Origin of the sequence: Cupriavidus necator (assembly GCF_040578825.1) — a bacterium.
In the GTDB taxonomy this organism is placed as follows: domain Bacteria; phylum Pseudomonadota; class Gammaproteobacteria; order Burkholderiales; family Burkholderiaceae; genus Cupriavidus; species Cupriavidus necator_E.
This window is the reverse complement of the sequence record NZ_JBEFLI010000017.1, coordinates 21424-46486: the sequence shown is the minus strand read 5'-3', so window position 1 is coordinate 46486 and position 25063 is coordinate 21424. Positions and strand designations below refer to the sequence as shown.

The window sequence follows — 25063 nt, the reverse complement described above, 5'->3', positions numbered from 1 at the left end:
GTCTCACTTCCTATTCCGCGAAGGTGACATTGCGCACCGATTTCGTCCAGCAGTCGTAGTAGCCGCGATTCTTGCCATACGAATTATCGAAAAGGGTTATGTGTTTATCTAACAGCGCCCCTAGTATATGACCGTGCAATCGGGACGTAACAATCCTCTCGAATTTCGAAAAAAAATCAACACTGGCATCGATCTGTGATCTAACGAACGGAATATATGTCTTCCACGGCTTGAAGGGTCGGAACGGCATCACTCCTGCCGCCCGATGATACTTTGCCATGACGTGCTCCATGAGGACGTTTGAAGGCGAGCGTATGTCTCTCCAGTCACCTATGAAGTCGTACTCTGGGTGGAATCCTTCCAAACTGTTGGATTCGCCTAATCTTTCCTTATCTCCGCGCATCAACCACAACGTTCCTCTGGCTGCATTCTCTGCCACAACTGAGGAACGAATATGGCCGTATAACCAGTGGGCCATATCTGGCATCAAACGGACATTTTCCCGGTTATGTGACAGTTCAGTGCTCGCAAAAGCTTGACTTCGTTCATCACGCACGAAGATATGTAAATCGCGGTGCTCTCTAAATACTTTCCCGGCGCGCTTCGCCTCACGGTCATTTGAAAAGTGTATTGTCTGGGGAAGAAGTACAACTCTGTTACCAGGAAAGCTTCTTACAACATGCTCTCTAAATGCTTGATGCCATGGATAAAGGTCGCCAAAATTACCCCCTCCCTGCAGCACGAGCACCCTGTCCCCTATCCGCCGACGAGACAATGCCGACGCCTCTTTCAAGCTAAATCTCTCAACGATATTGATATCGTTATCTGAGAAAAATCTTTCGGCCCCCTCAAAAATCAACAAGTCCCCGATATTGCTATATACTGGATAGTCCAGATAGACAATTTCCGAACCTGGGGGTATCACCAACAGCAAATCCAAAAGCTTAGTTTTCAGATTATTCATTTTGCTAGCCTCATCTTTACTGCTCCGACTATGGAATCCAAATCGTTCCTTGCAGGCAGTAAATCTCTGCCGCGTACTCTGAAAGTACTTAGAAATAGCCAGAACGCCACCGCGAGTTTTATAAAAGACGCCAAGAGCAGTCCCATGGCGACGCCGTATACACCCCAGATACCGCCGAATAGATAAGTAAAGATCGTCGCGCAGACCGCACCGACCAACTGGCGGATAGCTCCCCGTTGCGGCTCGCCGATCGCACTGAAAGCTTGCGAAATGAGTGCACTACCGCCTGCAACACAGGCGTCAACAGATAGAACTCCCAACACAATGGAGAACTTTAATATGTCACCCTGGTTAAAGATTGACACCGCCATAGCCCCTAAAGTCGCGCTAAAGGCAACCAGAGCGGTGAATATCAAGATAATACGTACACTAGCAGAAGTCTTCTCGGCGACAGCGGCCTTGGTACTCCCCATGGCTTTTGCCAATAATGCCTGCGCCATTGATATCGGAATCTGCCCGATACCCCGGGAGATAGCAGAAACAATTGTATAGATGCCCAGATCCTTTAAGGGTAGGGCTAGAGCGATCATCACAATTTTGTCTACCTGCCACACGAGAACATTAAGCACATCACTTATCCAAAAGCGTATGCCAAGCGCGCTCAGAGTTCGAAGCGACCTTTTGGATACGGAGCCAGTCAACTTATAAACCTTTCCGCATACAAACAAAGCGTATATGGCACTAGCTCCGAATCCCGCAGCGTAACAAATCAGATACGGCAATGGGGACTTCTGTCCAGTAACTGCTACTAACGCAACGAGCAGTATCGTGCAAGCCGGCGCTAGTATTCTTGCTATATTGAATTTTGAAAAAGTTAGATTGGTCTGACATGCGCCAGAAAAGATGGCGGATACCAGTGTGCACAACGTAAGCAGAATCGTTATATTTCTAACAGTCGCGACGTCTAGAGCTAGCTTACCTGCTAAATATGGTGAGATAGCTATGCTGGCAACAACAGCAACCACGAGCATCCCGACGGAGCTCAATAAAAGACATTTGAAATAGTCCTCTGCATCCTCTGGGATACTTTGCGCTAAATATGCAAAAGATGCGTGGAGACCTACACAGCATATCGATGCTAACAATGGCGGATAACCAAGCAGTGCCGTGACTGCACCACGGGATTCTAAGCCCGCAGACGCGGAGGTCAATGCAACGCTGAGAAAGTTGAGGCCCATGATGGCCACATTGGATAATAATGCTTCGCTAAAGGAGCGTTTCAAGCTGTGAATCATCGCTGACTCCACGCCCTACGGAAACCAGAGTAGCGGTATCGTCTTTTTGACAGGACATACTCTGCCAGCGCTACTGGAAGCACAAGCAGGAGATACCTGTTTGTGTAGAAAACAGCTAGTACTGGGTCGCCGTTTCGAAACAAAAACCAGCAGTACATGACAAAGAACATATATGCACTCATATAGATCCAGTGTTTCCGCATACTGCGCTTCAGCCAACGGTCAACGATCCCAAGGGTTAGTCCCAAGAACAAGCCATAGGGTATCAAACCTGGCCAATCAGCCACGATTAACGCATATCCGAAAATCGTAGGCGGAATCCCCCAACCGGTAATGCCAATGGAGCGCTCGACGAGGATATGGTCCAAAGGCTTGTAGTAGTCGAACGGTATAAATGGTGAGATCAAGGCCAGTAAATGGCGCCACCCATAATCAGCGGGGATTAACCTATCGCCATTTTGAAATACGTTTACGATCTGATCAAAAACCCAAAACTCAGCCGTGTCGAGAATACCGGATGGTGCCGTCGATATATCACTGATATTCAACCCTGATCTGACGACAAATAGCAGGAAAAGTGTTATCGCTGCGCATGAACCAATCATAACCAACGGCTTTAAACTTGAAACCCTTCTACTCACAACCAAAGTTACGATAGTACTAAGCAATATATCAAATGCATATTCCCTCTTGATAAAGGCGATCGCAACTATTAATGCACTTAGTGACAATATCGCGTAACGTAGACCACCCCACCCTCTTTCTTTTGATGAAAAGGACGAGGCGCTTAGCATTGAAAATCCTGAAATCAGAAAATATATCGACGCATTCTTACTCGCCGAACCGACTTCATCTTGCGTAGCAGTAAAGTATGTGTCCGCGCTGTAGTTAAGAATAAGTCCCTGCAATCCGCCAATCGAATTTAGATATCCGATGAAGAAAATTAGTGAGAGACCCAACATCACCCATGATGCAATTTTCGTGATTTTTGTAGCTGGCGGCGGCGCGGTAAGCTGCCTTTTGTTTGCCCCACTGAGACTGTTACCGAACAGCAATGCGTAGACAAACATTACTATCCCGATTAGCCATTCATTGTTATTATGACTAATTTGGAAGCCAGAAAACGTATGCATAACACCCAGCAAAACCAAACTAGCCCGGGGTAGCACATATAGTGAGAACACGATAAGCAGAACAAACATCGGCCCCGCAATATTCCTCTTTGCGCTGTTGAGTAGCGAGTACGCAACTATGCAGAGGCATACAACGCCCAATGCTGGCCATTCTTGCGCGGCGATTGCGGTTAGAAGTGCTAACATCGCGACGATCGCCCCCCGCGGCGCAGCGTGCTGGCCGGTAATTAAGGTTTGATAGCTATGCATGTCCGCCTTAGCTGGGTCGTTGGAGCTTTCCAGCTACTCCGTGCAGCGTACCCTTCAGTATTGCTCGTGCACCAGCGAGATTCTTGGTGAATAAGCGCCGAACTAGTCGGCCTCCTAGAGAAATCAATAAAGGCACCGGCCAGTGGTACTTGAAATGCTCGCGCACGAAAATCACTGAAGCTCGCGAGAAGAAGTAATCAAACCGAGTGCTTTTTTTTCCAACGGTTGTTGACTCCGCGTGATAGACAACAGATTCCTCCGCCAGGGCAAGGGCCCAGTTACTTCGAGCAAGGCGAGCACAGTAGTCCGCATCCTCCCAATAAAGAAAATAGTCTTCTCGAAGTGGGCCTACGCTTACTATAGCCCTCCAGCGAATCAACAAGCTCGCGCCGCAGATATAGTCCAGGCTTAAATCCTTCGCATACGCTGTTACATGCTGGGATACGCCGGTCAGACAACTAATTAGCCCACCACCAACGCACAGCACCCGGGAAGTATTGGAAAGATCTAGAATCTTTGAGCCAACGGCGCCGATATGTGTGCCGCTCTCCGCCTTCGCGACCAAATGCGCCAGAGCGTGTTCATCGACTACGGTGTCATTGTTCAGAAGCCAAACATATGATGGCGCTTGCGACTTCAAGAAATCTATCGCCAAATTACATGCCGCCGCAAATCCAACATTCTGGTCTGATCTCAATATAGTGACTGGCACCGTTGACTCTTTTATCAGCTCATACGAACCATCATTGGATGCGTTGTCGACGACCACAACCATGTGTTTACCATACGACATTCGGCTAATCGAACCGATACATCGCAACGTATCCTTTGCATTTTTGTAGTTGACAAGAATTATTGCAACGTCCGGCTTTAGGACGGGCGTTTCCGTTTGGATAGATCTGCTCGATCCGGTCATTTGCAACCGCTCCTTAATTTTGCCGTGCGTGACTGCATATATTAAGACGCCATTAGTACAAGAGATCTAATTGGATATCGCGAATCCAGATGCATCTGTGTTGATCGGTAAATAGGGCAATGATTTTCAAGACGTGCCGCCCATAGCTCTAATCAACTCGACTTCACGCGTCTGTATATTTCCGGTACCAGGACGGTCAGGCAATCTTATCTCCGGTGGCGGGAGCGCGACCGTATGCGTCGTCAAAGCGGACGATGTCGTCCTCGCCCAAATAGCTTCCACTCTGGACTTCGATCAGTTCCAAGGGGACGCTGCCCGGGTTCTCCAGTCGGTGGACCGTACCGAGCGGGATATAGCTGGACTGGTTCTCGCTGAGTAGGAAGGTGTCGTTGCCACAGGTCACGCGGGCGGTCCCCTTTACTACGATCCAGTGCTCCGCGCGGTGATAGTGCATTTGCATGGAGAGCTTGGCACCCGGCTTGACCGTAATCCGCTTGACCTGATAGCGCTGGCCTTCGTCAACGGAGTCGTAGCTGCCCCACGGACGGTAGATCTTCCGATGGTCTGCGGCTTCGCTGCGGCCTTGCTTGCGCACGATATCCACGATCGTCTTGACGTCCTGGCATTGGTCCTTGTGCACCACGAGCACGGCATCGGGCGTCTCCACCACCATCACATCCTCCAAACCCGCAACGGCAACCAGGCGGTGCGATGCATGAACCAGGCAGTCCTTGGCGTTGTGCATCAGGACGTCGCCTATCGTGACGTTACCATCAGCCTGCTTTGTGCCGAGTTCCCACACGGCATCCCATGCGCCAACGTCGCTCCACTCGGTGGCAAAGGGCACCATCTGCGCGCGCGTAGTGTGCTCCATGACGGCGTAGTCGATGGAGTTGCTCGGGCAGCGCGCGAATGCGGCTTCATCGAGACGGAAGAAATCGAGGTCTTTTTGGCCGAGGCTGACGGACTCCTGGACCGCGCGCAGGATCTCGGGCGAATAGGCTTCCAGCTCGGCAAGGAACGCAGAAGCACGGAACAGGAAGATACCGCTGTTCCAAAAGTAGCCGCCCTCCGCCAGGAACTGGTTCGCGCGCGGGAGAGATGGCTTTTCTTCGAAGCAGGCAACCTCGAAGCTAGACTCCGTCCGGCGCGCACCTGCCTTGATATAGCCGTACCCGGTAGCGGGCGTGGTGGGCGCGATACCAAAAGTGACAAGTGCTCCGGCTTGCGCAGCAGCAACGCCTTGCGTCACGATGTTTGCGAAGGCGGACGTGTCCCGGATCAGGTGGTCCGACGGTAGCACCAGCATCAGCGAATCCTGCCCCGCGGCCAGCGCGTGTAAAGCAGCAGCAGCCGAGGCAGGTGCAGTATTCCTGGCATGTGGTTCCAGCATGAATTCGCCATCGCTGATGCCGATCTCGCGGGCTTGTTCCGCCACCATGAACCGATGCGCATGACTGGTGACAAGCAATGGTGCGCCAATCCCCGGGATCTCCTGTACACGCAGCAACGTATCCTGCAGTAGCGAGCGGTCACCTAAGAGCTTGAGGAATTGCTTTGGATAACCCTCGCGTGACAGGGGCCACAGGCGTGTTCCGGAGCCACCACAAAGAACAACAGGAACAATCAAGGCTGGCTCTTGCATCCGACCTCTCCTTCTGCCAATTCAAATGTCAGTCAGCCCTTCAGCGTCAGCAAGACGAGTGAGGGCGCGCCGCCAGGTGGCGACGGGTTATCCCTGCAACTGGAAAAATCCCTTCGGCCAGCGGGATCGCCGCTGCTGCAGCGATCCCGCTGGCCGGATGATCGGTGGAAAGGTGGTAGCCAGACGCGCTCCAACGGATCTGAGCCTACTACCCATCTCGCGAAATCACCCGCTTCCTTAAGCGGGCTGGTATATGGCCGGGTTCTATGCCGGCTCAGTCGTCGGTACATTCCCCCGACGTAGCACTCTATGCCCCTACTAGTTGCTCAGCTGGTCACGTGCCCTTCACTTGCTTGCTGCCGGCAACTCCTGCGTCGCGGCGTCCGATGCGTAGCCGTAGTACGCATATCGATACCGTCCATACTTAGATCCATAGCCGTAGCGATACGCATTCGGATCCAGGCCATTGAACACCACGCCGTTCACATCGGCATGAGCCTGGCGCAATTGCTTGGCGGACTCGGTCACTTCGCCGATGGTGGTCTTCTCAAAGCGCGTCACCAGAAACACCGTGCCGCAGCGAGCGGCGAGGATTGCGGTATCAGCGACGGCCAACACTGGCGGCGTATCTATCAGGACCAGGTCATAGTGGTGACCCAACTCATCCAGAAGCTTCACCATCCGATCATTTAGCAGCAACTCAGCGGGATTCGGGGGCAGGCCGCCGGTACTGAGAAAGTCCAGGTTCTCAAAGACCTCGCGATGTACTGCCTCGTCAAAGCCCACCTTGCCGAGCAGCACATCCGCCAGCCCGTTGTTCCGGCCCTTGCCGAAATACTGGTTCAGATGGCCCTTGCGCATGTCGGCATCGATCAGCAGCACGCGCTTGCCACCCGAGGCCATTACCACGGACAGGTTGGCCGAGATAAATGACTTGCCGACGCCCGGCGTGGGGCCCGTCAGCAACACGCGCTTATTGTCCGCGTCGAGCATGGCAAATTGCAGAGCAGTGCGCAGACTGCGCAGACTTTCAATCGCAGGCTCATTAGGATTGCGCTCCGCGAGCAAGAATTTGCCGCGCTTGCGCTGGCGGATGTCTTCGGTGAGGAGGGCCTGAGCGCTCGACAATGGCACGGTAGCGTAGACGCTCAGACCTGCGTGCTGTTCAATGTCCTGTGAATCCGTAATGCCGCCATACAGCGCGTTGCGCACGAAGGCCGCTACGACACCAATCAGTACGCCGAGAAAAGCTGCCAGCGCTATGACCAGTGCCTTCTTGGGCTTAATGGGCTCCTCGGGATTCCGAGCGTTGTCGAGCAGGCGCACATTGCCGACCTTGCCTGCCTTGACAAGCTTCAGCTGCTGCATGTTGTTCAGTATGCCAACATAGAGATCGTTATTGACCTGCACGTCGCGCATCAATCGTAGTGTGTCTTGCTCCACACTTGGGAAACTCTTCATCCGACCAGCCATGCTGGCCACCTTTGCGCTCAGGGCAGCGATTTGCTGCTCCACCGCCTGCACAGCCGGATGGGAAGCCGCAAAGCGCGTCTTCAACTCTGCGCGCTTCTGCTTCAGTTCGAACAGGCCGGATTCGGCGGTCACGCTCTCCTGTAGAAATGCTTTGCCTTCTTCGCTGAGGTTGAACGTATTGCGCTTATTGCGCATCTCGTTGTACTTGATCTCAGCCCGCTCCAGCTCGCTCTTGAGTTGGGGCAACAAGTCACCTAAGAAAGCCAGCGATTTCTCCGCTTCGGCGGCCTTTCGCCTGATATTCTGGGCTACATACTCTTGGCCGATTTCGTTCAGAATGCTCGCGGTAAGCAACGGGTTGGTGCCATCGAGCGAGGCACCGATGATGCCGCTCTGCTTGCCCTTCTCAACGATCTTGAGGTCATCCTGAAGCTTTTCGATCGTCTTGAGCTGAGAGTTCCGCACAATGTCAAAGACAATCCCCGGCTTTGCCTTGATATCACTCACTATCAGCGAGAAGCTACCCACACTCTGCGCTGCTATCAGGGGCTGCCCCACACGCCCCTCCAGCGGAGCATCGAGGCTGGATTGATCCAAAAGGTAGCGACCATCCTTCAGAACCGTCAGTGTGAATTTTTCACCCTCAAGGGACTCCGGCACGTCAAATAGTTCAACGTTGATGGACTCCTTGGCCCATGCGAAGCCACCGAAGCCAAACAGCCCTGGTTCGGACAGTCCCTTGGCGCGATTGGCGATCCAACTGCCGACAAAAGGAAAATATTTCGGCTTTGCCGTGATGTAAAGACGCAGGTTATCCACTGCTTTACTTACGACCATTCGAGAGCGAAGGATCTCTATCTCCGCCGTGGCCTGGGCCTTGACGTCGAATAGGCTGGAAACGTCTCCCAACAAACTATTGGCACTATTCGGATTGTCCTCAACCTGCACCAGGATATCGGCCTGATACACCGGCCGAGCCAGGAACGCGTAAGCTACCCCGAGCGCCAGCACTATGCCTGCAATCGACGCTATCAGCCAACGGCTGGCAAGCAGCACATCAAGGTATCGGACGAGGTCAATCTCGTCATCCGGAGGCGCAGCGACAACAACTGGAGGGGGAGTCTGGTTCATCTGCATTGCTGAATCAGTTATCGAAGCGCCTGGATACGCGGCACCCAGGCTTCCACGCCGCGTTGGATTAACCGCAGCACGTTTTCGAAGGACGGACGAGCCTCGCGATAGGGATCTGGCACGTCGAACCCGGCAAGCTCACCGATGCGAAAAACCCGGCCCGTGGTGGCCGGGTGCAGGTGCTGGATGTCTTGTCGCTGGGCGTTGTCCATCACGAGAATGAGGTCAGCATGCGTGGTCATGGCGCGGCTCAGTTGCTGGGCCCGATGTCCCGTGATATCCACGCCAATCTCGTGCATGACGTCGATGGCGTGCGCAGCGGCGGGCTGGCCCGTAAGCGCGCCAAGGCCGGCGGAGATGATGTTGGCATCCGGCAATGCCTGCATGAGAAGCCCCTGCGCCATCGGGCTCCGGCAAATATTGCCGATGCAGACCACGAGTACAGTCTTGATCATTTGACCGCGTTCGCCGTGGACGTGAAGAAGTTGCCGCTCGGCAGCAGTTGGTTGATGACGCGGCTCCAGCGGACCACACCAGCGGCATCCACGTAGACGACGTCCCTCGGCTTCAGCTCGAACGATTCAGCCAAAGCAAAGGAGACAGGGGACTTACCGTCGAGGTGGAAGACTTCGGCGTCGCCGTCGCTGCTCTTGCGGATGACATAAAGCTCCTTCGCGTTAGCCGAGTTCGGGTTGACACCGCCGGCTTCACCAATGGCCTCGCTGAGCGTCAGGCGCCCGTTGCGCGGCATGACGGCGACAGGACGCAAAACTTCGCCGGTGACGAATACCTTGCTGTCCTCGCGTTGTTCCACACGCACGATGTCACCGTTGCGCAGCAGGATGCGAGTGGGGTCGATGCCCTGCTGCAGCAGCGCAGGCATGTTGACGAGGTAGGTCTTGCCCTCGCGGGAAACGCGGATGCGGCTGTTGTCGCCGGTCAGGACATTGATACCCCCGGCGCGGTTGAGCGCTTCGACCAGCGTCATGGGTACGTCGTCGATGTTCTGGGGGCCAGGCGTCTTCACTTCGCCATCCAGGTAGACACGTTTGCTGCGGTAGGCGAGCACGCGTACGGTGACCTGTGGCATGTTGACGACAGGCTTGAGCTGGGTGCTCAGCTGTCCGCGGATCTCGTCCGGCGTGCGGCCAAGAACCTTGACCACACCGGCATAAGGAAACTGGATGGTGCCCGCGGGACTCACGACGTAGCCCGGGACGTTTGCGGCACCACTGTAGCTCGGGATCTCGTAAGCAGTGCCAATCGAGTACGTTTGCGTGGGGAACACCAGTTCCGGGTGGTCCCACACAACGATCGAGAGAATGTCGCTCACGCCTACGGTATAGGGCTTCGGGTCTGCGAACAGCTCCTCCACCCCAGCGTTTGCTGGCTGTGTGGATGCCTTCAGCGTACGCACCAGCGCCGGCGTGATCTGCGTGATTTTGGGCACCGATTGCGGGTCCTCCGGATCGAGCGGACGCTGCGGATCGAAGCGCATCCCGGGCGCGAGCGCACAGGAAGCCAGCAACGGAACGATCCCCAGGCACATTACCGCCCTGCCAAACGTCAGCCTGCTTGTGAGCTTTAGCACGTCTCGATTATTCCCTTGTTTCAAGAAGGTCCGCGTTGTCCGCCGTCTCCTGAGCGGGTTGTGTAGCGGTGATTCCGCTTGTCCGACATGGCACATGCTGCTGCCTTTCCGCTTATTTGCACTGCTTGCGGATTGAACCTGGCGGTGTTGGCTTCGTGGTGCCCGGCGCAGTGGCGCGCTCTTTTTGCACTGCGTCATTACGCGAATGACCGGCGAAGTGTATGGCTCCGAAGGCTACATCTTCAAGGCACAAATGGCATTTTTAGCGAGTTTTCTATCCCCCCATAAGAGTGGATCCGCAAAACGGAGGGATGTCTGCGAAGCGGTTTCGAGCAAGAATGCGTGCCTCGTTGAGCGTGGGAGCATCCGTCACGCTGCTGGTATTTCATCCCGAGCCAGCCGGCTTGCTGTTGTTCTTTTGGCCGTGCTCCTGGGCTCGTCGAGGTTCTGATCCGGGGCATGCTTGCCCGCCGGATTTCCGGGCGCCTCTATACTTGCGGCCGCCTTCCCGCAGCTTGCCAAAGCACCAAAAAAAATAGGGTGTAGGCGCAGGGAGGGCCTACACCCTAACGGGAACGGCAAGGGGTCAAGCTTGCCGTGGTCGATTATTGATGGGGGTGCAACTGGGTCTTACCCTGCTTCGGTGGGCCCCACGCTTAGGTGGGGAAAGGTATAAAGAGGAGCATTGAAGGTTGAGGATGGGGGAAGGAAAAATTCAGGCAAGCGAACTCCGAAAGACTGTCGTCGCAACGTCTCTCGTCAGTGGACTGGAAACGTTTGACTTCACCGTATTCGGATTCTTTGCGGCGATGATCGGAGACCAGTTCTTCCCGGCGGAAGATCCGCTGACTTCATTGCTGTTGGCAGTGGGCACGTTCGGCGTTGGCTTTCTCATCCGGCCGCTTGGCGCGATGATGATCGGTGCCTACGCCGACCGTGTCGGACGCCGCGCGGCAATGACGAGAACCATCGTCCTGATGACCATCGGGACGGCTGCCATCGCCCTCTGCCCGCCGTTTGCAATGATCGGTGAAGCTGCGCCGCTCATCGTCATTATCGGTCGGGCGCTGCAAGGCTTTGCCGTTGGCGGCGAAATCGGCGTTGCCGCGACATACGTGATGGAAGCTGGACCGGTGTCGAGTCGTGGCCGCGTGGTCAGCTGGCAGTTCGTGAGCCAGGGCGCGGCTGCGTTGCTGGGGGCATCCCTGGGCGCGCTTCTCACGAAGGTGATGTCGCCGGAGGATCTGGCTTCCTGGGGCTGGCGTGTTCCGTTCCTGATCGGACTGCTGATCGCGCCAGTCGGCATCTATGTTCGGCGCCAGCTTCGCGAGGCTCCGCGCGTCGACACAAAGGCCACAGATGCCGCCACGCCGCTGTCCGAGCTGTGGCGCGAGCATCGCAGGACCATGCTCCTGGCGATCCTGATCAGGATGGGACCAACGATCCCGGTCTACGCCATCGTCTACTACATGCCAAGTTATCTGCATCGCGTGATGCACGTTCCTGCCATCACCGGGTTCCTGTCATCGACGGTGTCCGCGCTGCTGCTGACTGTCATCCCGCCGCTGTCCGGCCTGCTCATTGACCGACTGCCCCGCCGCAAGCCGCTGGCCCTCTTCACTGCAGGATGCACAGTGCTGCTGGTCTTCCCGGTCTTCCTGATGATTGTGCGTGCAGACGGAACCCTGCCAGTCCTGGTTGGCGTCGGGCTGATCAGCGCAATGGTGGCACTTGGCGCCGCCGTTGGCACCCTGCTTGTGCTCGAAGCATTTCCTGCACGGGTGCGCGCCAGCGGCGCCGCCATTTCGCATGCGCTGAACGTTGCGCTGTTTGGCGGCACCGCGCAGTTCATCGTGACGGGAATGATCAAGCTGACCGGCAATCCCATGTCGGCGGCCTGGTATATGGCCTCGACATGCCTGTTGAGTTTCGGTGCGGTCCTTCTGATCAAGGAGAGGCGCTCGGAAGTCTGAACCTCGCCCTCTCCGCCGGGAACAATCGCCTGCGTCCGGGTAGTACGGCTCCACCGTCAACGCCACTGACCTGCTTCAGCCGGTCCGAACTCGTCTCGCACGTCCCAACGCCTGAGGGGTACCGACAATGGTGCAATGCAACACAATGCTAAGCGGCGGCCCCGTCGCCAACTTAAGGGTGTAGGCGCATCCCTGTGGCGCCTACACCCTCTTTCTTTGCCTTCACAGCAAAGGACCTGTACGCAGCCGTTCGCCATACGCGCCTCTCGCGCACCGCGATATTTCGCCAGCAGGCGTAGTCATCCTCTCTAGTACCACCTCCACGCCAAAAGCCGCGCGCAAGTAAACGTCAACCAAAGCGTGAGCAATGCCTCAACGCCACGGCCGGTAACAAGAAACCATAGCGCCCAAATGGTACCGCCAAACATAAACACCATAACGAAAGCGACATACGCCAGCGTTAGCCAGGGGATCTCCCTGCCCTTGTCTTGCTCGTCGGTCATTGCTTCGGCCCCCAGCTTTCCTGCCCGCCCCCTGTCCTCAGCACGCTACGGCGCATAGACGCCGGCCTCCGTTCGCGTCGGCACAGTTCGACGTTTCAACCCGCTACTGACTCACACGTCCCCGCGGCGACCCCTCTCTGACTTTGCGCTGCCTCAACCTTTGCTGCAGCTTCTGATGAGCCATGTATTGTAAATACAAATCATTCCTATTACAATTTGCCCGCTTTGTTACAGCACATTACGCAATCTATTACGTTGGCCTGACCATAACTATGCATACCGCAACACGCTCACCGATCCTGGGGGCGGCCGGCCGCTTCCGGGTCCGTCCGCTCGCTCTTCTTGTGGCCGCCATCGGCGCGGGCACTCCGCTGCTGTCAGAGGCGCAGGAGGTGGCCGCAGGCGCTGCCGTGGCGCAAACCGGCACGTCCGGTGCGGGTGTAAAGCAGGACGGCCCGACGGCGAAGGCCGACGGCGGAGAGCTGAATGCGGTGGAGGTCAGGGTCGACCGGATCAAGAGCGATCTTGTCAGCCCGACCCGGCAGGTCACGGTGCTGGAGCGCCAGGAAATCGAGGAACTGAAGGTGGGTTCCAACAATCTCGCGACCATGCTGAGCAAGCTGATCCCGGGCATGGCGGACTCCAGCCGCACGGTCACGGACTTCGGCCAGACGCTGCGCGGGCGCGGCACACTGATCCTGGTGGATGGCATTCCGCTCAACACCAACCGGGATTCGGCGCGCAACCTGGCCACCATCGATCCGAGCAACATCGAGAAGATCGAAATCATGCGCGGCAGCAGCGCGATCTATGGCGCCGGCGCCAACGGCGGCATTATCGCGATCACCACGCGGCCCGCGGGCGGCGCGCCCAGCGCGGATACCACGGTGACGCTCGGCACCCCGCTGACGCGGCTGAGCAAGGAAGGGCTCAGCGCCAATGTGCAGCAGCATTTCTCCGGCAGCCAGGGCCCGATCGACTACGCGTTCCACCTGGGCGCGCAGCGTATCGGCAGCCCCTATGACGCGCATGGCCACCGCATCGCGCCTGAGCCCAGCCAGGGCGACCTGTTCGATTCCAACGTCTACAACGTGAGCGGCAAGCTGGGCTGGCGCATCGACAGCCAGCAGCGCATCGAACTGAGCGTGAGCCAGTACCAGGCCAAGCAGAACACCGACTACGCTTCCGATCCGTCGGTGGCCAGGCTGACGCCGGGCACCGCCGCGGCGCGGGCGATCAAGGGGCTGCAGCTGGAAAACCAGAACGAACTGCGCAACACCGTGGTCAACCTGGGCTACCAGAACCTGGACCTGCTGGGCAGCACGGTGTCCACCCAGATCTACTACCGCGACTACTTCACCCGCTTCCCCCCGTTCGATGCGCGCGCGGTGGCCACGCGCGGCGGCAACGTGGACCAGGTCAGCCAGAACAGCGACGTGTTCGGCGGGCGCCTGACCATCAGCACCCCGCTGGGTGCCGACAAGAAGACCAAGCTGCTGTGGGGCGCTGACTACAACCAGGAGCGCAGCGACATGCCGCTCGACGTGTTCGATCCGCGCGCCTACGACCAGAGCGGCGGGCTGGTCTTCAACAAGACCGGTTCGCTGACCTACATGCCGCCGCTCACCACCCGCAGCGGCGGCATCTTCGGGCAGCTGCAGCACAAGTTCAACGAGCAGTGGTCGATGGAAGGCGGCGCGCGCTATGAACGCGCCAGCGCCACGTTCGACGACTTCGTGCCGCTGTCGCAATCGCGGGTCAGCAACCCGGTCGCGGTCCAGGGCGGCACGGTCAACTACGGCGCGTGGCTCTTCAATATCGGCGGTGCGTACGCGCCGGTGAAGAACCAGGAGTTCTATGCCTCGTTCGGCCAGGGCTTCCAGTTGCCCGATATCGGCCTGCAGATCCGCAATGCGCGCCCCGGCTTCAATATCAATTCGTCGAGCCTTGAGCCGGTCAAGACCAACAACTATGAAATCGGCTGGCGCGGCGCGTTCGGCAATACGATGGCGAGCCTGGCGCTGTTCTACACCACCTCGCAGCTGGGCGACGTGCAGAGCTTCAACAACGGCCTGATCCTGACCCGCACCAAGGAGCGCATCGCAGGCGTGGAGGCTTCCGCCGACTACCTGAGCGACAGCGAAACCTGGGGCGCCGGCGGCACGTTCACCTGGATCAACGGCCGCGAGCAGCCGCAAGGCAGCAGCAGCTTCCAGAACATGACGGGCTATCGCATCCCGCCGCTGAAGCTGACCGCCTATGTCCAGTACCGTCCGATCAGCACGTGGAGCAACCGCCTGCAGGTGACCTACTACGGCGGCCGCGACTACCGGCTCAACGACCAGAACAGCTTCGGGCGGCGCGAGGTCAGCAGCTACACCACCGTCGACCTGATCAGCCGCTACCAGATCAGCAAGAAGGACACGATCACGGTGGGGATCGAGAACCTGTTCAACCGCTACTACTACCCGTTGTACAGCCAGTTGATGCGCAACAGCAACAACACCAGCCGCCTGCCGGCTGCGGGCATCACGCTGACCGCGATGTACCAGCACCGCTGGTAAAGCCGCCGCCGGTCGACGATGGCCTTGTCGGGACCATCGTCGTCCGGCATTTTTTTAAACTCAGATGTAAATAGTTCTCATTTACAAAGTGATACAAATTGCCCGCGCATGATGCCGGGCAACATCGAATGAGGGGTAAGCCATGGTTTGCAGCAGCATCATCGAGAGTATCGGCGGGACACCTGTGGTCCATCTGCGCCGCCTGTTCGGGGACACCGGCGCCGAGGTCTTCGCCAAGCTCGAGCTATTCAATCCCGCCGGCAGCGTCAAGGACCGCCCTGCCCGCTACATCATCGAAAAAGGCCTGGCCGAAGGCACCATCGGCGCCAACGCCCATATCGTCGAAAGCTCGTCGGGCAACCTGGCGATCGCGCTGGCCATGGTGTGCCGCCTGAAGGGCCTGCGCTTCACCGCCGTGGTCGACCCGAAGATCTCGCAGACCAACCTGACGATCCTGCGCTGCTATGGCGCCGGCATCGAGCTGGTGACCGAGAAGGACAGCCAGGGCGGCTACCTGGAAACGCGCATTGCACGCGTGAAGCAGATGCTGCGCGAGCTGCCGGATGCGGTCTGGATCAACCAGTACGGCAATCCGCGCAACTGGGAAAGCCATTACTACGGCGAAGGCGAGGAAATCCTGCGCCAGCTGGACCGGCCGGTGGACATGCTGGTGCTCGGCGTCAGCACCTCGGGCACGGTGCACGGCATCGCGCGCCGGCTGCGCGAGGCGTGGCCCGCGCTGAAGGTGGTGGGCGTGGACGCCGCCGGCTCGGTGCTGTTCGGGCATCCGCCGGGCAGCCGCGAGCTGCCCGGCATCGGCGCGAGCCGCGTGCCGGAGCTGCTGTGCCGCGAAGAAATCGACCAGGTCATTCACGTTGACGACCATGCCGCGGCCCTCGGTTGCCGGCGCCTGCTGGCGCAGGAAGGCATCTTTGCCGGCGGCTCCTCCGGCGCGGTGGTTGCGGCGATCGGCCGTCTGTTGCAGGACCTGCCGCGCCACGCGCGCCCGCCTCGCATCCTCACGCTGTTTCCTGACCGCGGCGAACGCTACCTCGACACCGTCTACGACGACGCGTGGCTGGAACGCGTCGCCGCCATCCATCGCGCGCGGACGGCTTCCGCTGCCGCGCAATCGTCCATCCCTGCCTACGGAGTAACCGCATGAACGCCCCCATCCAGACCCCCGCAGCCGAGCTGCGCTACCTCAGCCGCGCCGACCTGATCGCCCTTGGCGCCGACCACTCCGACGCCTTCGTGCAAGCGATTGCCGAAGGCCTGGCGCTGCATGCGCGCGGTGAATGCGTGCAGCCGCTCAAGCCCTACCTGCGCTGGGCCGGCGCCGACCATATCGCCGACCGCATCATCGCGATGCCGTGCTACGTCGGCGGCGACAACGCGATCGCCGGCATCAAGTGGATCGGCAGCCGGCAGCACAACCCGCAGCGCCACGGCCTGGAGCGCGCCAGCGCCGTGATCGTGCTGAACGACGCGCAGACCAACTATCCGGTCGCCATCATGGAGGGCGGGCTGATCAGCGGCATGCGCACCGCGGCCATCACCGCGGTGGCCACGCGCCACCTGGCGCGCGCGGGCTTTACCGACGTGGCCTGCATCGGCTGCGGCCCGATCGCGCGCATGCAGCTGCAGACGCTGCTGGAGCAGTTCCCCGGCATCCGCTGCATCCACCTGTTCGACCTGTCGCGCGACGCCATGCAGGCGATGCGCAGCCAGCTGGGCGCGCGTTTCCCGGCGGTTGGCTGGGAGCTGTCGGCCAGCGCCGAGGCCGCGGTGCGCGCCGCCGACGTGACCGTGACCTGCACCGTTGCCGATGCGCCGTACCTGGAGCATGCCTGGCTCAAGCCCGGCGCCTTTGTTGCCAACGTCTCGATCATGGACGTGCACAAGGACGTCTACGAGAAGGTCGACAAGGTCGTGGTGGACGACTGGGACCAGTCGAACCGCGAGAAGAAGATCATCAACCAGCTGGTGCTGGAAGGCCGCTTCAGCCGCGAGCAGCTGCATGCCGAACTGGGCGAGATCGTGATCGGCGCGAAGCCGGGGCGCGAGCGCGACGACGAGATCATCCTGCTCAACCCGATGGGCATGGCGCTGGACGATATGGTGTGCGCGCGCCATTTCTACCAGCTTGCGCTGCAGCGCGGCGTCGGCGTGCGCCTGCCCCTGCTATGACGGTGCTGCCTCACGACCCCGTACGCGAGCGGATGCTGGCGCAGGACCTGCTGGACGCGTTGTGGCAGGAGAACCTGTACGGCATGCGCGAGCACTGCCGGCTGGTAGCCGCGGACGACACGGCGCTGGTGGCGCTCGCCGTCGACCTGGGCGCGGCCGGCACGCTGCTTTGGCTGGGCCGCCGCCTTGACGGCCCCAGGCCGCTGCAGCTTGGCGCCGGCGACGACAGGCCGCCCGTTGTCCTGCAGCGCGAAGGCAGCGCGATGGCGCTCGGCGCCGCCGCGGCGCTCGAGGCCTTGCAGTCCGCGGACTGGTGGCCCGGGCGCAGCCAGCGCCTGCAGACGCTGTTCGCGCTGGCCGAGGCGCAAGCCGCGCATACGCTTGCGCATGAGCCGGCCATCCTGGACCGGCTCGCGGCCGCGCCGCGCTCGCTGCTGTCGTGGGAGGCGGTTTGCTGCCTGCGCGACCGCCCCTTCCATCCGCTCGCGCGCGCCAAGGCCTGGGGCGACGCGGCCGGGCCGCATGCCGGCTTCGACGCGGAATCCGGGCAGCCCGTCTGGCTGCACTGGATTGCCGTGCCGGTGCAGCGGCTGCGGACCGGTTCGGCCCTGGCAGCGTCCGCGCAACCGCTGGCCCGTTCGCTGCTGCAGCCCGACGACTTCGACCGCCTGGCGGCACGCGCGGAAGCCGCCGGCGCGCAGCACGGGTACCTGTGGATGCCGGTGCATCCGTGGCAATGGCAGCAGCAGGCACACGCCGCGGCCGACAGCGGGCAAGCGCCATGCCTCGATCTCGGCAGCGGCATCGGCGCGGCCTACCCCACCGCGTCGCTGCGCTCGCTGGTCATGCGCGATCAGCCGGACCTCCATCTGAAGCTGTCGCTGGGCATGCAGGCGCTGGGGGCCAGGCGCACCCTGCCCGTACGCTACCTGCACAACGGTGCGCTGGCGCAGCAATGCCTGGCGCAGCTGCGCGAGCGCGATCCGTGGCTCGGCCAGCATCTGCTGCTTTGCGACGAGCGCGACTGGTGGGCACTGCGGCAGCACGACTCGCTGATCGCGGAGCCGGGCGAGCTCGCCTGCGTGCTCAGGCGCTACCCTGCCGACCTGGCGCCGGGCACGTGGCTGTTGCCGATGGCGGCAGGCGCGGCGCTGACCGCAGGCAACGACCTGCCCGCGCTGCGCCGGCTGGGCTGCGCCGATGCCGACCAGGCCTGGGCGGCGTTCCGGCGCATTGCAGCCCTGCTGCTGGAAGCCGGCCTGCGTTGCTTTGCCAACGGCGTCATGCCTGAACTGCACGGACAGAACGTCGTGCTGGTGGTTGGCGACGAGGGCCCGCGGGCGCTGCTGCTGCGCGATCACGACACGCTGCGCATCTGCCCGTCCCTGCTGGCGGAAGCCGCTATGGACGTGCCGGCGTACGCAGTAGACACCTCTACGCCGAATACGCTGATGCTCGAGGCCCCGGCGCAGTTGCTTGCGTACTTCCAGACGCTGGCGATCGAGGTGAACCTGTACGCCATCGCCGCGGCGATCGCGGTGGCGTTCGACAGCGACGAGCGCACGGGCTGGCGCATCTTGCGCGAGGAGATCGCCGCGCTGCTGCCAGCCGGCACCGGGGACCGGACCACCGGGACCACCGGGACCACCGGGACCACGAGGACCGCGCAGATCGCACGGGCCGCGCTGCTGGAGGCGCCGGAATGGCCGTTCAAGCAATTGCTGGCGCCGCTGCTGGCGCGCGAGACCGCCGGCACCGGCATGCCCAGCGCGCTTGGCAGCCTGCACAACCCGCTGCGGGACAGCGGAGTCGCGTCATGACGCCAGCGCCGCAACCCGGCCCGTCGCGCGATATCGCCCTGCTGCTTGCCGGCCAGGCGGTGGTAACGACCGGCCTGATGACGCTGGTGCCGATCATGCCGCTCTACCTACGCGACCTCGCCGGCCCCGATGCCGCGCACTGGAGCAGCCTGGCGCTGGCCGCGCCCGGCGTCGGCGCGCTGCTGCTGGCGCCGTTCGCCGGCAGCTGGTGCGAACGCTGGGGCTATCGCCGGCCCTTGCTGCTGTCGTTGTCGGCCTTTACTGCCAGCCTGCTGCTGATGGGACTGTCCACGCATGTGGCGGGCTTTATGGCTGGCCGGCTGCTGCAGGGCGCGAGCGCGGTCGGCGTGCTGCTGACCATCTGCATCGGCCGCGTCAGCGCACCGGGCCTGCGCGGGCGCGCCTTCGGCCTGCAGGAATCGGCCGTCGCCACCGGCGCCTTGCTGGGTCCCGTGCTTGGCGGCGTGCTGCAGGACTGGTGGACGGTGCGGCCGATGCTGCTGGCCGTGGCCGCGGCCAACGCGGTGCTGACGCTGCTGCTCGCGTGGCGGCTGCGCGAACCGGTGCCGCAGGCACCGGCAAGCGCCGGCGCGCCGCGGGGCTTCGCCGCCATGCTGGCGGACGCGTCGCTGCGCCGCTGGCTGCTGGCCGGCTGCCTGACGCAGGCCGGCGCGTTCGCGCTGGTGAATGTGTTCGCGCTCTACCTGCAGCAGCGCTATCCGCACGATGCCTTGCTCGGCAGCAAGACCGGCTTGCTGCACGCACTGGGCTGGCTCGCCGCGATGCTCGCCAGCCCGCTGTGGGGCGCGCTCAACGACCGCGGCACGGCGGTCCGCGCGTTCATGCTGGCCGCCGGCGGCTGCGCGCTGGCGCTGGCGTTGCTGCCGCTCGCCGATGCCCTGTGGCAGATCGGCGCGCTGCGCATCGTGCAGGGCGCGCTGTTCGCGGCGCTCGCGCAATCCATGCTGTCCTACTGCTGCGCCCGCCTGCCCGCGAACCTGCACGGCAGCGCCACCGGCATCGCCAAGAGCGCCATGACCGCCGGGCAACTGGTCGGGCCGCTGGCGGTGATGGCATGGCTGCCACGCTCCGGTCCGGCCGGCACGTTGTGGCTGATCGCCGCCATGTTCGCGCTGGCCGCCGCGCTCGTTCTGCCTGATCGCTCATCGTTGTTTGCCACCATTCCTGATGCGAGGTAACCGCATGCTTTCCACTCTCCTGCCCCCGACCTCGGCACCGCAAGGGCGCCTGCAAGCAGGCCCGCACCCCCATGACGCGGACCAGGTCGCCGCTGCGCCCGACGCCATCGAGCGCCGCCTGATCGAGCAGTTCTTCAACACCTACTGCCGCGAAACCGGCATCGTCGACCCGCGCGTTGCCACGCATCTTCCCGCCCCCGTGCCCGCCGCCCTGCAAGGTACGCTGGCCCGCTGGCGTGCCGAAGGGCTGGAACCCGCGGTGCTGGCCCTGGCGGACCGCCATGGCGGCTATCGCTGGCTGGCCGTGGCGCTGGACTACGTCTCCCCGATCGGCTATCACCGGCTGGCGGATGCGGTGCTGTCCGAAGGCGGCGGCTTCGCCCCGCTGCGCCGCGCCGAGACGCTGGCCGATGCCATCACCGAGGCGCTCGCGCATGCCTACCCGCAGAGCGCCGCCACCGACTGGCCGGAGCGCTTTGCCGCGCTGATGAAGAACGGCGTGCAGAAGGTGCGCCTGTATCACCGCGAAGCGCCTGCGCGGCCAGCGCCGTCGCGCTTTATCGCAGCCGAGCAAGGGCTGCGCTTCGGCCATATCTTCCACGCCACGTCGAAGGCATCGGAGGGCTTCAGCCCCGACGCGCTGCAACGCTACGCGCCGGAACTGGGCGCCGCGTTCCAGCTGCACTACTTCGCCGTCGCCAGCGAACAGCTCGAGAGCGGTGCCATCGACGGCCAGCCGCTGGCGATCGACCCCGCCGTCATGGAGACGGCCGCGGACCTGCTCAAGGAAGGCGATTACCGCCTGCTGCCCTGCCATCCCTGGCAGGCCGAGCAGCTGCTCTCGCACCCGGGGATCCAGCCCCTGCTGGCCAGCCGCGCCATGATTTCCCTTGGCCCTCTCGGCGAGCTGGCATGGCCGACCTCGTCGGTGCGCACCGTGTGGCTGCCGCAGCAGCAACGCTTCCTCAAGCTGGCGCTCGATATCCGCATCACCAACTTTGTCCGCAACAATCCGCCCGAGCATGTACGGCGCGCGATGGATGCCAGCCGCGCCATCGCGATGCTGCCCGAGGCGGCGCGTTCGTCCGCGCACTTCACGGTGCTGTCCGAAACCGGCTACGCCGTGCTGGCGCTGCCTGACCACGCGCTGCGCGCCAGCACCGCGGTGATCTACCGGCAAGGCATGAGCGGCCCGCATGGCGACGCCGCGCAAGTGCTCGCCACCGTGCTGGAAGAGCCGGCGCAGGGTCCGGGCATCCTGGACGGCCTGTTGCGCGAGGCCCTGGGCCATCATTTCGGGGCGGCGCAGATCCGCCGCTGGTGGGCGCGCTATCTCGACGTCACGCTGCTGCCGCTGGCGCGCCTGTTCGCCGACCACGGCGTCAGCCTGGAAGCGCACCTGCAGAACAGCATGGTCGCGTTCGAGGGCGGCTGGCCGGTGCACGGCTATGTGCGCGACATGGAAGGCGCCAGCATCAGCCGCGCCCGCTTTGCGTGGGCGGCGCAATTCGATGCCGACAGCCCGGCGCTGTACACCGAGCAAGCGGCGCTGCATCGCTTTGCCTACTACGTGCTGGTCAACCACATCGGCCACTTCATCGCCTGCCTGGCACGCACCGGCGGCTGCGACGAAGCGACGCTGTGGCAGGACACCGCCGCCGCGCTGGACGCCGGCGGGCCTGCGCTGCGCGAGCTGCTGGCATCGCTGCAGGCGCTTGAGACCCTTCCCGCCAAGGCCAACATGCTGAGCTGCTTCGGCCGCCACGGTGAAGCGCCTGCATGGGCAGGCGTTCCGAACTTCCTCGTATCCGCACCGCAAGCCTGAATCCCCGATGAACACGACCGACTACCAACGCCTGATCCAGAGCCCGCAATACCGGCAAGCCGCCCGCCGCGTGGTGCGCCAGCTGCTGGAAGCCCTGTTGTTTGAAGACTGCCTGCGCGACGTGCAGGCCACCGACGATGGCGTCGAACTGCCCGCGGTGAGCGCCGGTGGCGCGCCCGTGACCTACCGCTGCGCCGTCCGCCGCACCGCCAGCTTCGGCCGCATCCGCATCCAGGGGCCGGTGCTGCGCTGCGACGCCAGCGCGCAGACCGAAGCCGACGATGTCGCGTTGCTGCTGTCCGAGCTCGCCGGCCAGCTCGATGCCGATCCGGTGCGGCTGCAGCAGTTCGGCCTGGAGCTGCTGTCCACGCAGATCAAGGACGCGCAGTCGCACCATGCCAACGGGCATGCGGGACAACCGCTGCGCGAGGCCGGCTACGATGCCATCGAAGCGCGGCTGACGGGCGCCCATCCCTACCATCCGGGCTATAAGTCGCGCATGGGTTTCACGCTGGGGGACAACGGCCGCTACGCGCCGGAATGCGCCGCGCCGCTGCAGCCGGTGCTGCTGGCGGCGCACCGCTCGCATTGCCGCTGGAACCTTGGCAATGCCGAAGCCTCGCCCGGCAGCCTGCTGCCGCCAGCGGCGCGCGCCGCGTTCGAGGCCGCGGTGCGCGGGCATGGCGCCGATCCCGCCGACTACCTGCCGCTGCCGGTCCATCCGTGGCAATGGGACGAGGTCATTGCGCCGGGCTACCACGGCGCGTTCGCGCGCGGCGAGCTGATCGCGGTCGGCGAGATGCCGGTCCGCTACCTGCCCCAGCAGTCCATCCGCACGCTTGCCAATGTCGACCAGCCCGATGCGCTGTCGCTGAAGCTGGCCATGAATCTGGTCAACACCTCCACCTCGCGCGTGCTGGCCCCGCACACCGTGTGCAATGCCGCCGTGCTGAGCGACTGGCTGGCGGGCCTGGTCGCGCGCACCGAATGGTCCGCACCGATGGCGGCACCCGTGCTGCTGCGCGAAGTCGCCGGCGTGAGCCACGTGCCGGCCGCACCGGTGCAGGGCCAGTACGGCGCGCTGTCCTGCATCTGGCGCGAAAGCATCCACGGCCATCTGGCATTTGGCGAGGCCGCCGTGCCCATGACCGCGCTTACGCATATCGATGTCGACGGCCTGCCGCTGATCGATCCCTGGATTCGCCGGCATGGCGTGCGCCCGTGGCTGCAGCGGCTGGTGGAGCGCGCCTGGTTGCCGGTCCTGCATCTGCTGTGGGAACACGGCACCGCGCTCGAGTCGCACGCGCAGAACATGCTGCTGCTGCATGTCGACGGCCTGCCGCAGCGCGTGGCGCTCAAGGACTTCCACGACGGCGTGCGCTTCTCGCGGCAGTGGCTGTCCGGCACCGCCCCGCAACTGACGCCGCCGCCGGCGGAGCATGCGCGCGTCAATCCGAACTCGTTTATCGAAACGGACGATGCGGAAGAACTGCGCGACTTCACCTGCGACGCGCTGTTCTTCGTCAACCTGGCCGAGCTTGCCCCCTTGCTTGCCGCGCATTACCAGCTCGAGGAAACGGAGTTCTGGACCATCGTCGCGGGCGTGATCCGCGGCTACCAGCGCGCGCACCCGCGCCTGGCCGAGAGCTTCCGGCGCTTTGACTGCTTCGCGCCCACCATGTCGATCGAACTGCTGGCCAGCCGCCGCTTCATGCCTGAAATCCGGCTGCGCACGCGGCAGGCGCCGAATCCGCTTGCGCAGGCGGAGGCGCTGGGGGCACTGGTGGAGGCGGAGGCGGCATGAGCTCGCTGAAAGCGCGTTTGTCGGATCCGGGCGGCGGCCCGGTCCACGGCCTGTTCTGTTCGACGCCAGCGGCGCTGACCGTCGAACTGATCGCCGCCGCCGGCTATGACTTCGTGGTGATCGACCTGGAACACACGTTGATCGATGGCGCACAGCTCAGCGCGATGCTGCTGGCGGCGCGCGCCAGCGGCATCGCGGCACTGGTGCGCGTGGGCGCGCCGCACCAGGTGGCGCCGGTGCTGGACGCGGGTGCCGAAGGCATCGTCTTCCCGCGCATCGGCAGCGTGGCGCAGGCAAGGCACGCGGCGCGGCTCTGCCACTACGCCCGGCACCCGCAGCTGCCCGGCGAGCGCGGGCTGAACGCTACCTGCCATAGCGGATTCGGGCGCGACGATCTTGCCGCGGCCACCGCCGCGGCCGGCGCGGCTACGCTGGTCGTGGCGATGATCGAAGATGGCGCGGCGCTCGATGCGCTCGACGACATCGCCGCGGTGCCCGGCATCGATGTGCTGCTCGAAGGCGCCGCGGACCTGTCGCAGTCGCTGGGCGTGCCATGGCAGACGCGTCATCCGCGGGTACAGGATGCCGTGGCGCGCATTGCCGCTGCCGCGCGCCGGCACGGCAAGCATTTCTGCGCGCTGCCGCGCACCCCGGAAGACGCCGCGCAGTGGCGCCGGCAAGGCACCCGCATGCTGGTGCTCGGCGACGACCGCGGCATCGCGCGCCGGGCCATGGCCGCGCACCTGCAAACCCATTCCGCGCAGTCCCCGTCATCAACATAAAGCCGC

The 25063-nt window shown here is 62.1% G+C and carries 17 protein-coding genes; 9 read left to right on the top strand and 8 right to left on the bottom strand.

The features are described from left to right. Positions 1 to 10 precede the first annotated feature (10 nt). The 8 genes from AB1I47_RS11095 to AB1I47_RS11060 form a co-directional block, all read right to left on the bottom strand. Positions 11 to 964: a polysaccharide pyruvyl transferase family protein gene (locus tag AB1I47_RS11095; RefSeq protein ID WP_354683803.1), complete on the bottom strand. Its 954-nt coding sequence runs from the start codon at positions 962 to 964 to the stop codon at positions 11 to 13. Beyond that, positions 961 to 2259, bottom strand: a complete 1299-nt coding sequence (locus tag AB1I47_RS11090) for an MATE family efflux transporter (protein ID WP_354683802.1) — start codon at positions 2257 to 2259, stop codon at positions 961 to 963. Before AB1I47_RS11090 ends, AB1I47_RS11095 begins: the two co-directional genes overlap by 4 nt. Beyond that, entirely contained in the window at positions 2256 to 3641 is a 1386-nt protein-coding gene (locus AB1I47_RS11085; RefSeq protein WP_354683801.1) for an O-antigen polymerase, read from the bottom strand. Before AB1I47_RS11085 ends, AB1I47_RS11090 begins: the two co-directional genes overlap by 4 nt. Before the next feature lie 7 nt (positions 3642 to 3648). Beyond that, positions 3649 to 4557 (bottom strand): glycosyltransferase family 2 protein, encoded by a 909-nt coding sequence (locus tag AB1I47_RS11080; RefSeq protein ID WP_354683800.1) that lies wholly within the window; start codon positions 4555 to 4557, stop codon positions 3649 to 3651. Between the two features lie 196 nt (positions 4558 to 4753). Beyond that, positions 4754 to 6202, bottom strand: coding sequence for a mannose-1-phosphate guanylyltransferase/mannose-6-phosphate isomerase (locus AB1I47_RS11075; RefSeq protein WP_354683799.1), 1449 nt, complete (start codon positions 6200 to 6202; stop codon positions 4754 to 4756). A gap of 345 nt (positions 6203 to 6547) precedes the next feature. Beyond that, entirely contained in the window at positions 6548 to 8812 is a 2265-nt protein-coding gene (locus AB1I47_RS11070) for a polysaccharide biosynthesis tyrosine autokinase (protein ID WP_354683798.1), read from the bottom strand. Between the two features lie 11 nt (positions 8813 to 8823). Next, positions 8824 to 9261 (bottom strand): low molecular weight protein-tyrosine-phosphatase, encoded by a 438-nt coding sequence (locus AB1I47_RS11065; protein WP_354683797.1) that lies wholly within the window; start codon positions 9259 to 9261, stop codon positions 8824 to 8826. Beyond that, positions 9258 to 10397 carry a polysaccharide biosynthesis/export family protein gene (locus AB1I47_RS11060; RefSeq protein WP_354683796.1) on the bottom strand — a complete coding sequence of 380 codons (1140 nt, stop codon included), beginning with the start codon at positions 10395 to 10397 and terminating at the stop codon, positions 9258 to 9260. Before AB1I47_RS11060 ends, AB1I47_RS11065 begins: the two co-directional genes overlap by 4 nt. Positions 10398 to 11095: 698 nt before the next feature. Here AB1I47_RS11060 and AB1I47_RS11055 point away from each other — a divergent pair. The 9 genes from AB1I47_RS11055 to AB1I47_RS11015 all read left to right on the top strand — a co-directional run bounded on the left by AB1I47_RS11055 (position 11096) and on the right by AB1I47_RS11015 (position 25057). Next, the gene (locus tag AB1I47_RS11055) at positions 11096 to 12370 is read left to right on the top strand and encodes an MFS transporter (protein WP_354683795.1); all 1275 of its coding nucleotides are present in this window, start codon (positions 11096 to 11098) and stop codon (positions 12368 to 12370) included. A gap of 775 nt (positions 12371 to 13145) precedes the next feature. After that, positions 13146 to 15437 carry a TonB-dependent receptor gene (locus AB1I47_RS11050; protein WP_354683794.1) on the top strand — a complete coding sequence of 764 codons (2292 nt, stop codon included), beginning with the start codon at positions 13146 to 13148 and terminating at the stop codon, positions 15435 to 15437. Between the two features lie 142 nt (positions 15438 to 15579). Further along, positions 15580 to 16602, top strand: coding sequence for a 2,3-diaminopropionate biosynthesis protein SbnA (gene sbnA, locus AB1I47_RS11045; RefSeq protein ID WP_354683793.1), 1023 nt, complete (start codon positions 15580 to 15582; stop codon positions 16600 to 16602). Continuing rightward, the gene (gene sbnB / locus AB1I47_RS11040) at positions 16599 to 17627 is read left to right on the top strand and encodes a 2,3-diaminopropionate biosynthesis protein SbnB (protein ID WP_354683792.1); all 1029 of its coding nucleotides are present in this window, start codon (positions 16599 to 16601) and stop codon (positions 17625 to 17627) included. Before sbnA ends, sbnB begins: the two co-directional genes overlap by 4 nt. A 296-nt stretch (positions 17628 to 17923) precedes the next feature. Then, positions 17924 to 19447 carry an IucA/IucC family protein gene (locus AB1I47_RS11035; RefSeq protein WP_407935826.1) on the top strand — a complete coding sequence of 508 codons (1524 nt, stop codon included), beginning with the start codon at positions 17924 to 17926 and terminating at the stop codon, positions 19445 to 19447. Further along, positions 19444 to 20646 carry an MFS transporter gene (locus tag AB1I47_RS11030; protein WP_354683790.1) on the top strand — a complete coding sequence of 401 codons (1203 nt, stop codon included), beginning with the start codon at positions 19444 to 19446 and terminating at the stop codon, positions 20644 to 20646. The genes AB1I47_RS11035 and AB1I47_RS11030 overlap by 4 nt, the downstream gene beginning before the upstream one ends. Positions 20647 to 20650: 4 nt before the next feature. Next, positions 20651 to 22471 carry an IucA/IucC family protein gene (locus AB1I47_RS11025; RefSeq protein WP_354683789.1) on the top strand — a complete coding sequence of 607 codons (1821 nt, stop codon included), beginning with the start codon at positions 20651 to 20653 and terminating at the stop codon, positions 22469 to 22471. Positions 22472 to 22478: 7 nt separating this feature from the next. After that, positions 22479 to 24275: an IucA/IucC family protein gene (locus AB1I47_RS11020; protein ID WP_354683788.1), complete on the top strand. Its 1797-nt coding sequence runs from the start codon at positions 22479 to 22481 to the stop codon at positions 24273 to 24275. Continuing rightward, on the top strand, positions 24272 to 25057 hold the full coding sequence (locus AB1I47_RS11015) for an HpcH/HpaI aldolase family protein (protein ID WP_354683787.1): 786 nt from the start codon (positions 24272 to 24274) through the stop codon (positions 25055 to 25057). Before AB1I47_RS11020 ends, AB1I47_RS11015 begins: the two co-directional genes overlap by 4 nt. The last annotated feature ends 6 nt before the right edge of the window (positions 25058 to 25063 follow it).

What these genes read in the sequence shown, in the direction of transcription:
- AB1I47_RS11095 (WP_354683803.1), bottom strand. Translation starts at nt 964, where the DNA reads ATGAATAATCTGAAAACTAAGCTTTTGGATTTGCTGTTGGTGATACCC.
- AB1I47_RS11090 (WP_354683802.1), bottom strand. Translation starts at nt 2,259, where the DNA reads ATGATTCACAGCTTGAAACGCTCCTTTAGCGAAGCATTATTATCCAAT.
- AB1I47_RS11085 (WP_354683801.1), bottom strand. Translation starts at nt 3,641, where the DNA reads ATGCATAGCTATCAAACCTTAATTACCGGCCAGCACGCTGCGCCGCGG.
- AB1I47_RS11080 (WP_354683800.1), bottom strand. Translation starts at nt 4,557, where the DNA reads ATGACCGGATCGAGCAGATCTATCCAAACGGAAACGCCCGTCCTAAAG.
- AB1I47_RS11075 (WP_354683799.1), bottom strand. Translation starts at nt 6,202, where the DNA reads ATGCAAGAGCCAGCCTTGATTGTTCCTGTTGTTCTTTGTGGTGGCTCC.
- AB1I47_RS11070 (WP_354683798.1), bottom strand. Translation starts at nt 8,812, where the DNA reads ATGCAGATGAACCAGACTCCCCCTCCAGTTGTTGTCGCTGCGCCTCCG.
- AB1I47_RS11065 (WP_354683797.1), bottom strand. Translation starts at nt 9,261, where the DNA reads ATGATCAAGACTGTACTCGTGGTCTGCATCGGCAATATTTGCCGGAGC.
- AB1I47_RS11055 (WP_354683795.1), top strand. Translation starts at nt 11,096, where the DNA reads ATGGGGGAAGGAAAAATTCAGGCAAGCGAACTCCGAAAGACTGTCGTC.
- AB1I47_RS11050 (WP_354683794.1), top strand. Translation starts at nt 13,146, where the DNA reads ATGCATACCGCAACACGCTCACCGATCCTGGGGGCGGCCGGCCGCTTC.
- sbnA (WP_354683793.1), top strand. Translation starts at nt 15,580, where the DNA reads ATGGTTTGCAGCAGCATCATCGAGAGTATCGGCGGGACACCTGTGGTC.
- sbnB (WP_354683792.1), top strand. Translation starts at nt 16,599, where the DNA reads ATGAACGCCCCCATCCAGACCCCCGCAGCCGAGCTGCGCTACCTCAGC.
- AB1I47_RS11030 (WP_354683790.1), top strand. Translation starts at nt 19,444, where the DNA reads ATGACGCCAGCGCCGCAACCCGGCCCGTCGCGCGATATCGCCCTGCTG.
- AB1I47_RS11025 (WP_354683789.1), top strand. Translation starts at nt 20,651, where the DNA reads ATGCTTTCCACTCTCCTGCCCCCGACCTCGGCACCGCAAGGGCGCCTG.
- AB1I47_RS11020 (WP_354683788.1), top strand. Translation starts at nt 22,479, where the DNA reads ATGAACACGACCGACTACCAACGCCTGATCCAGAGCCCGCAATACCGG.
- AB1I47_RS11015 (WP_354683787.1), top strand. Translation starts at nt 24,272, where the DNA reads ATGAGCTCGCTGAAAGCGCGTTTGTCGGATCCGGGCGGCGGCCCGGTC.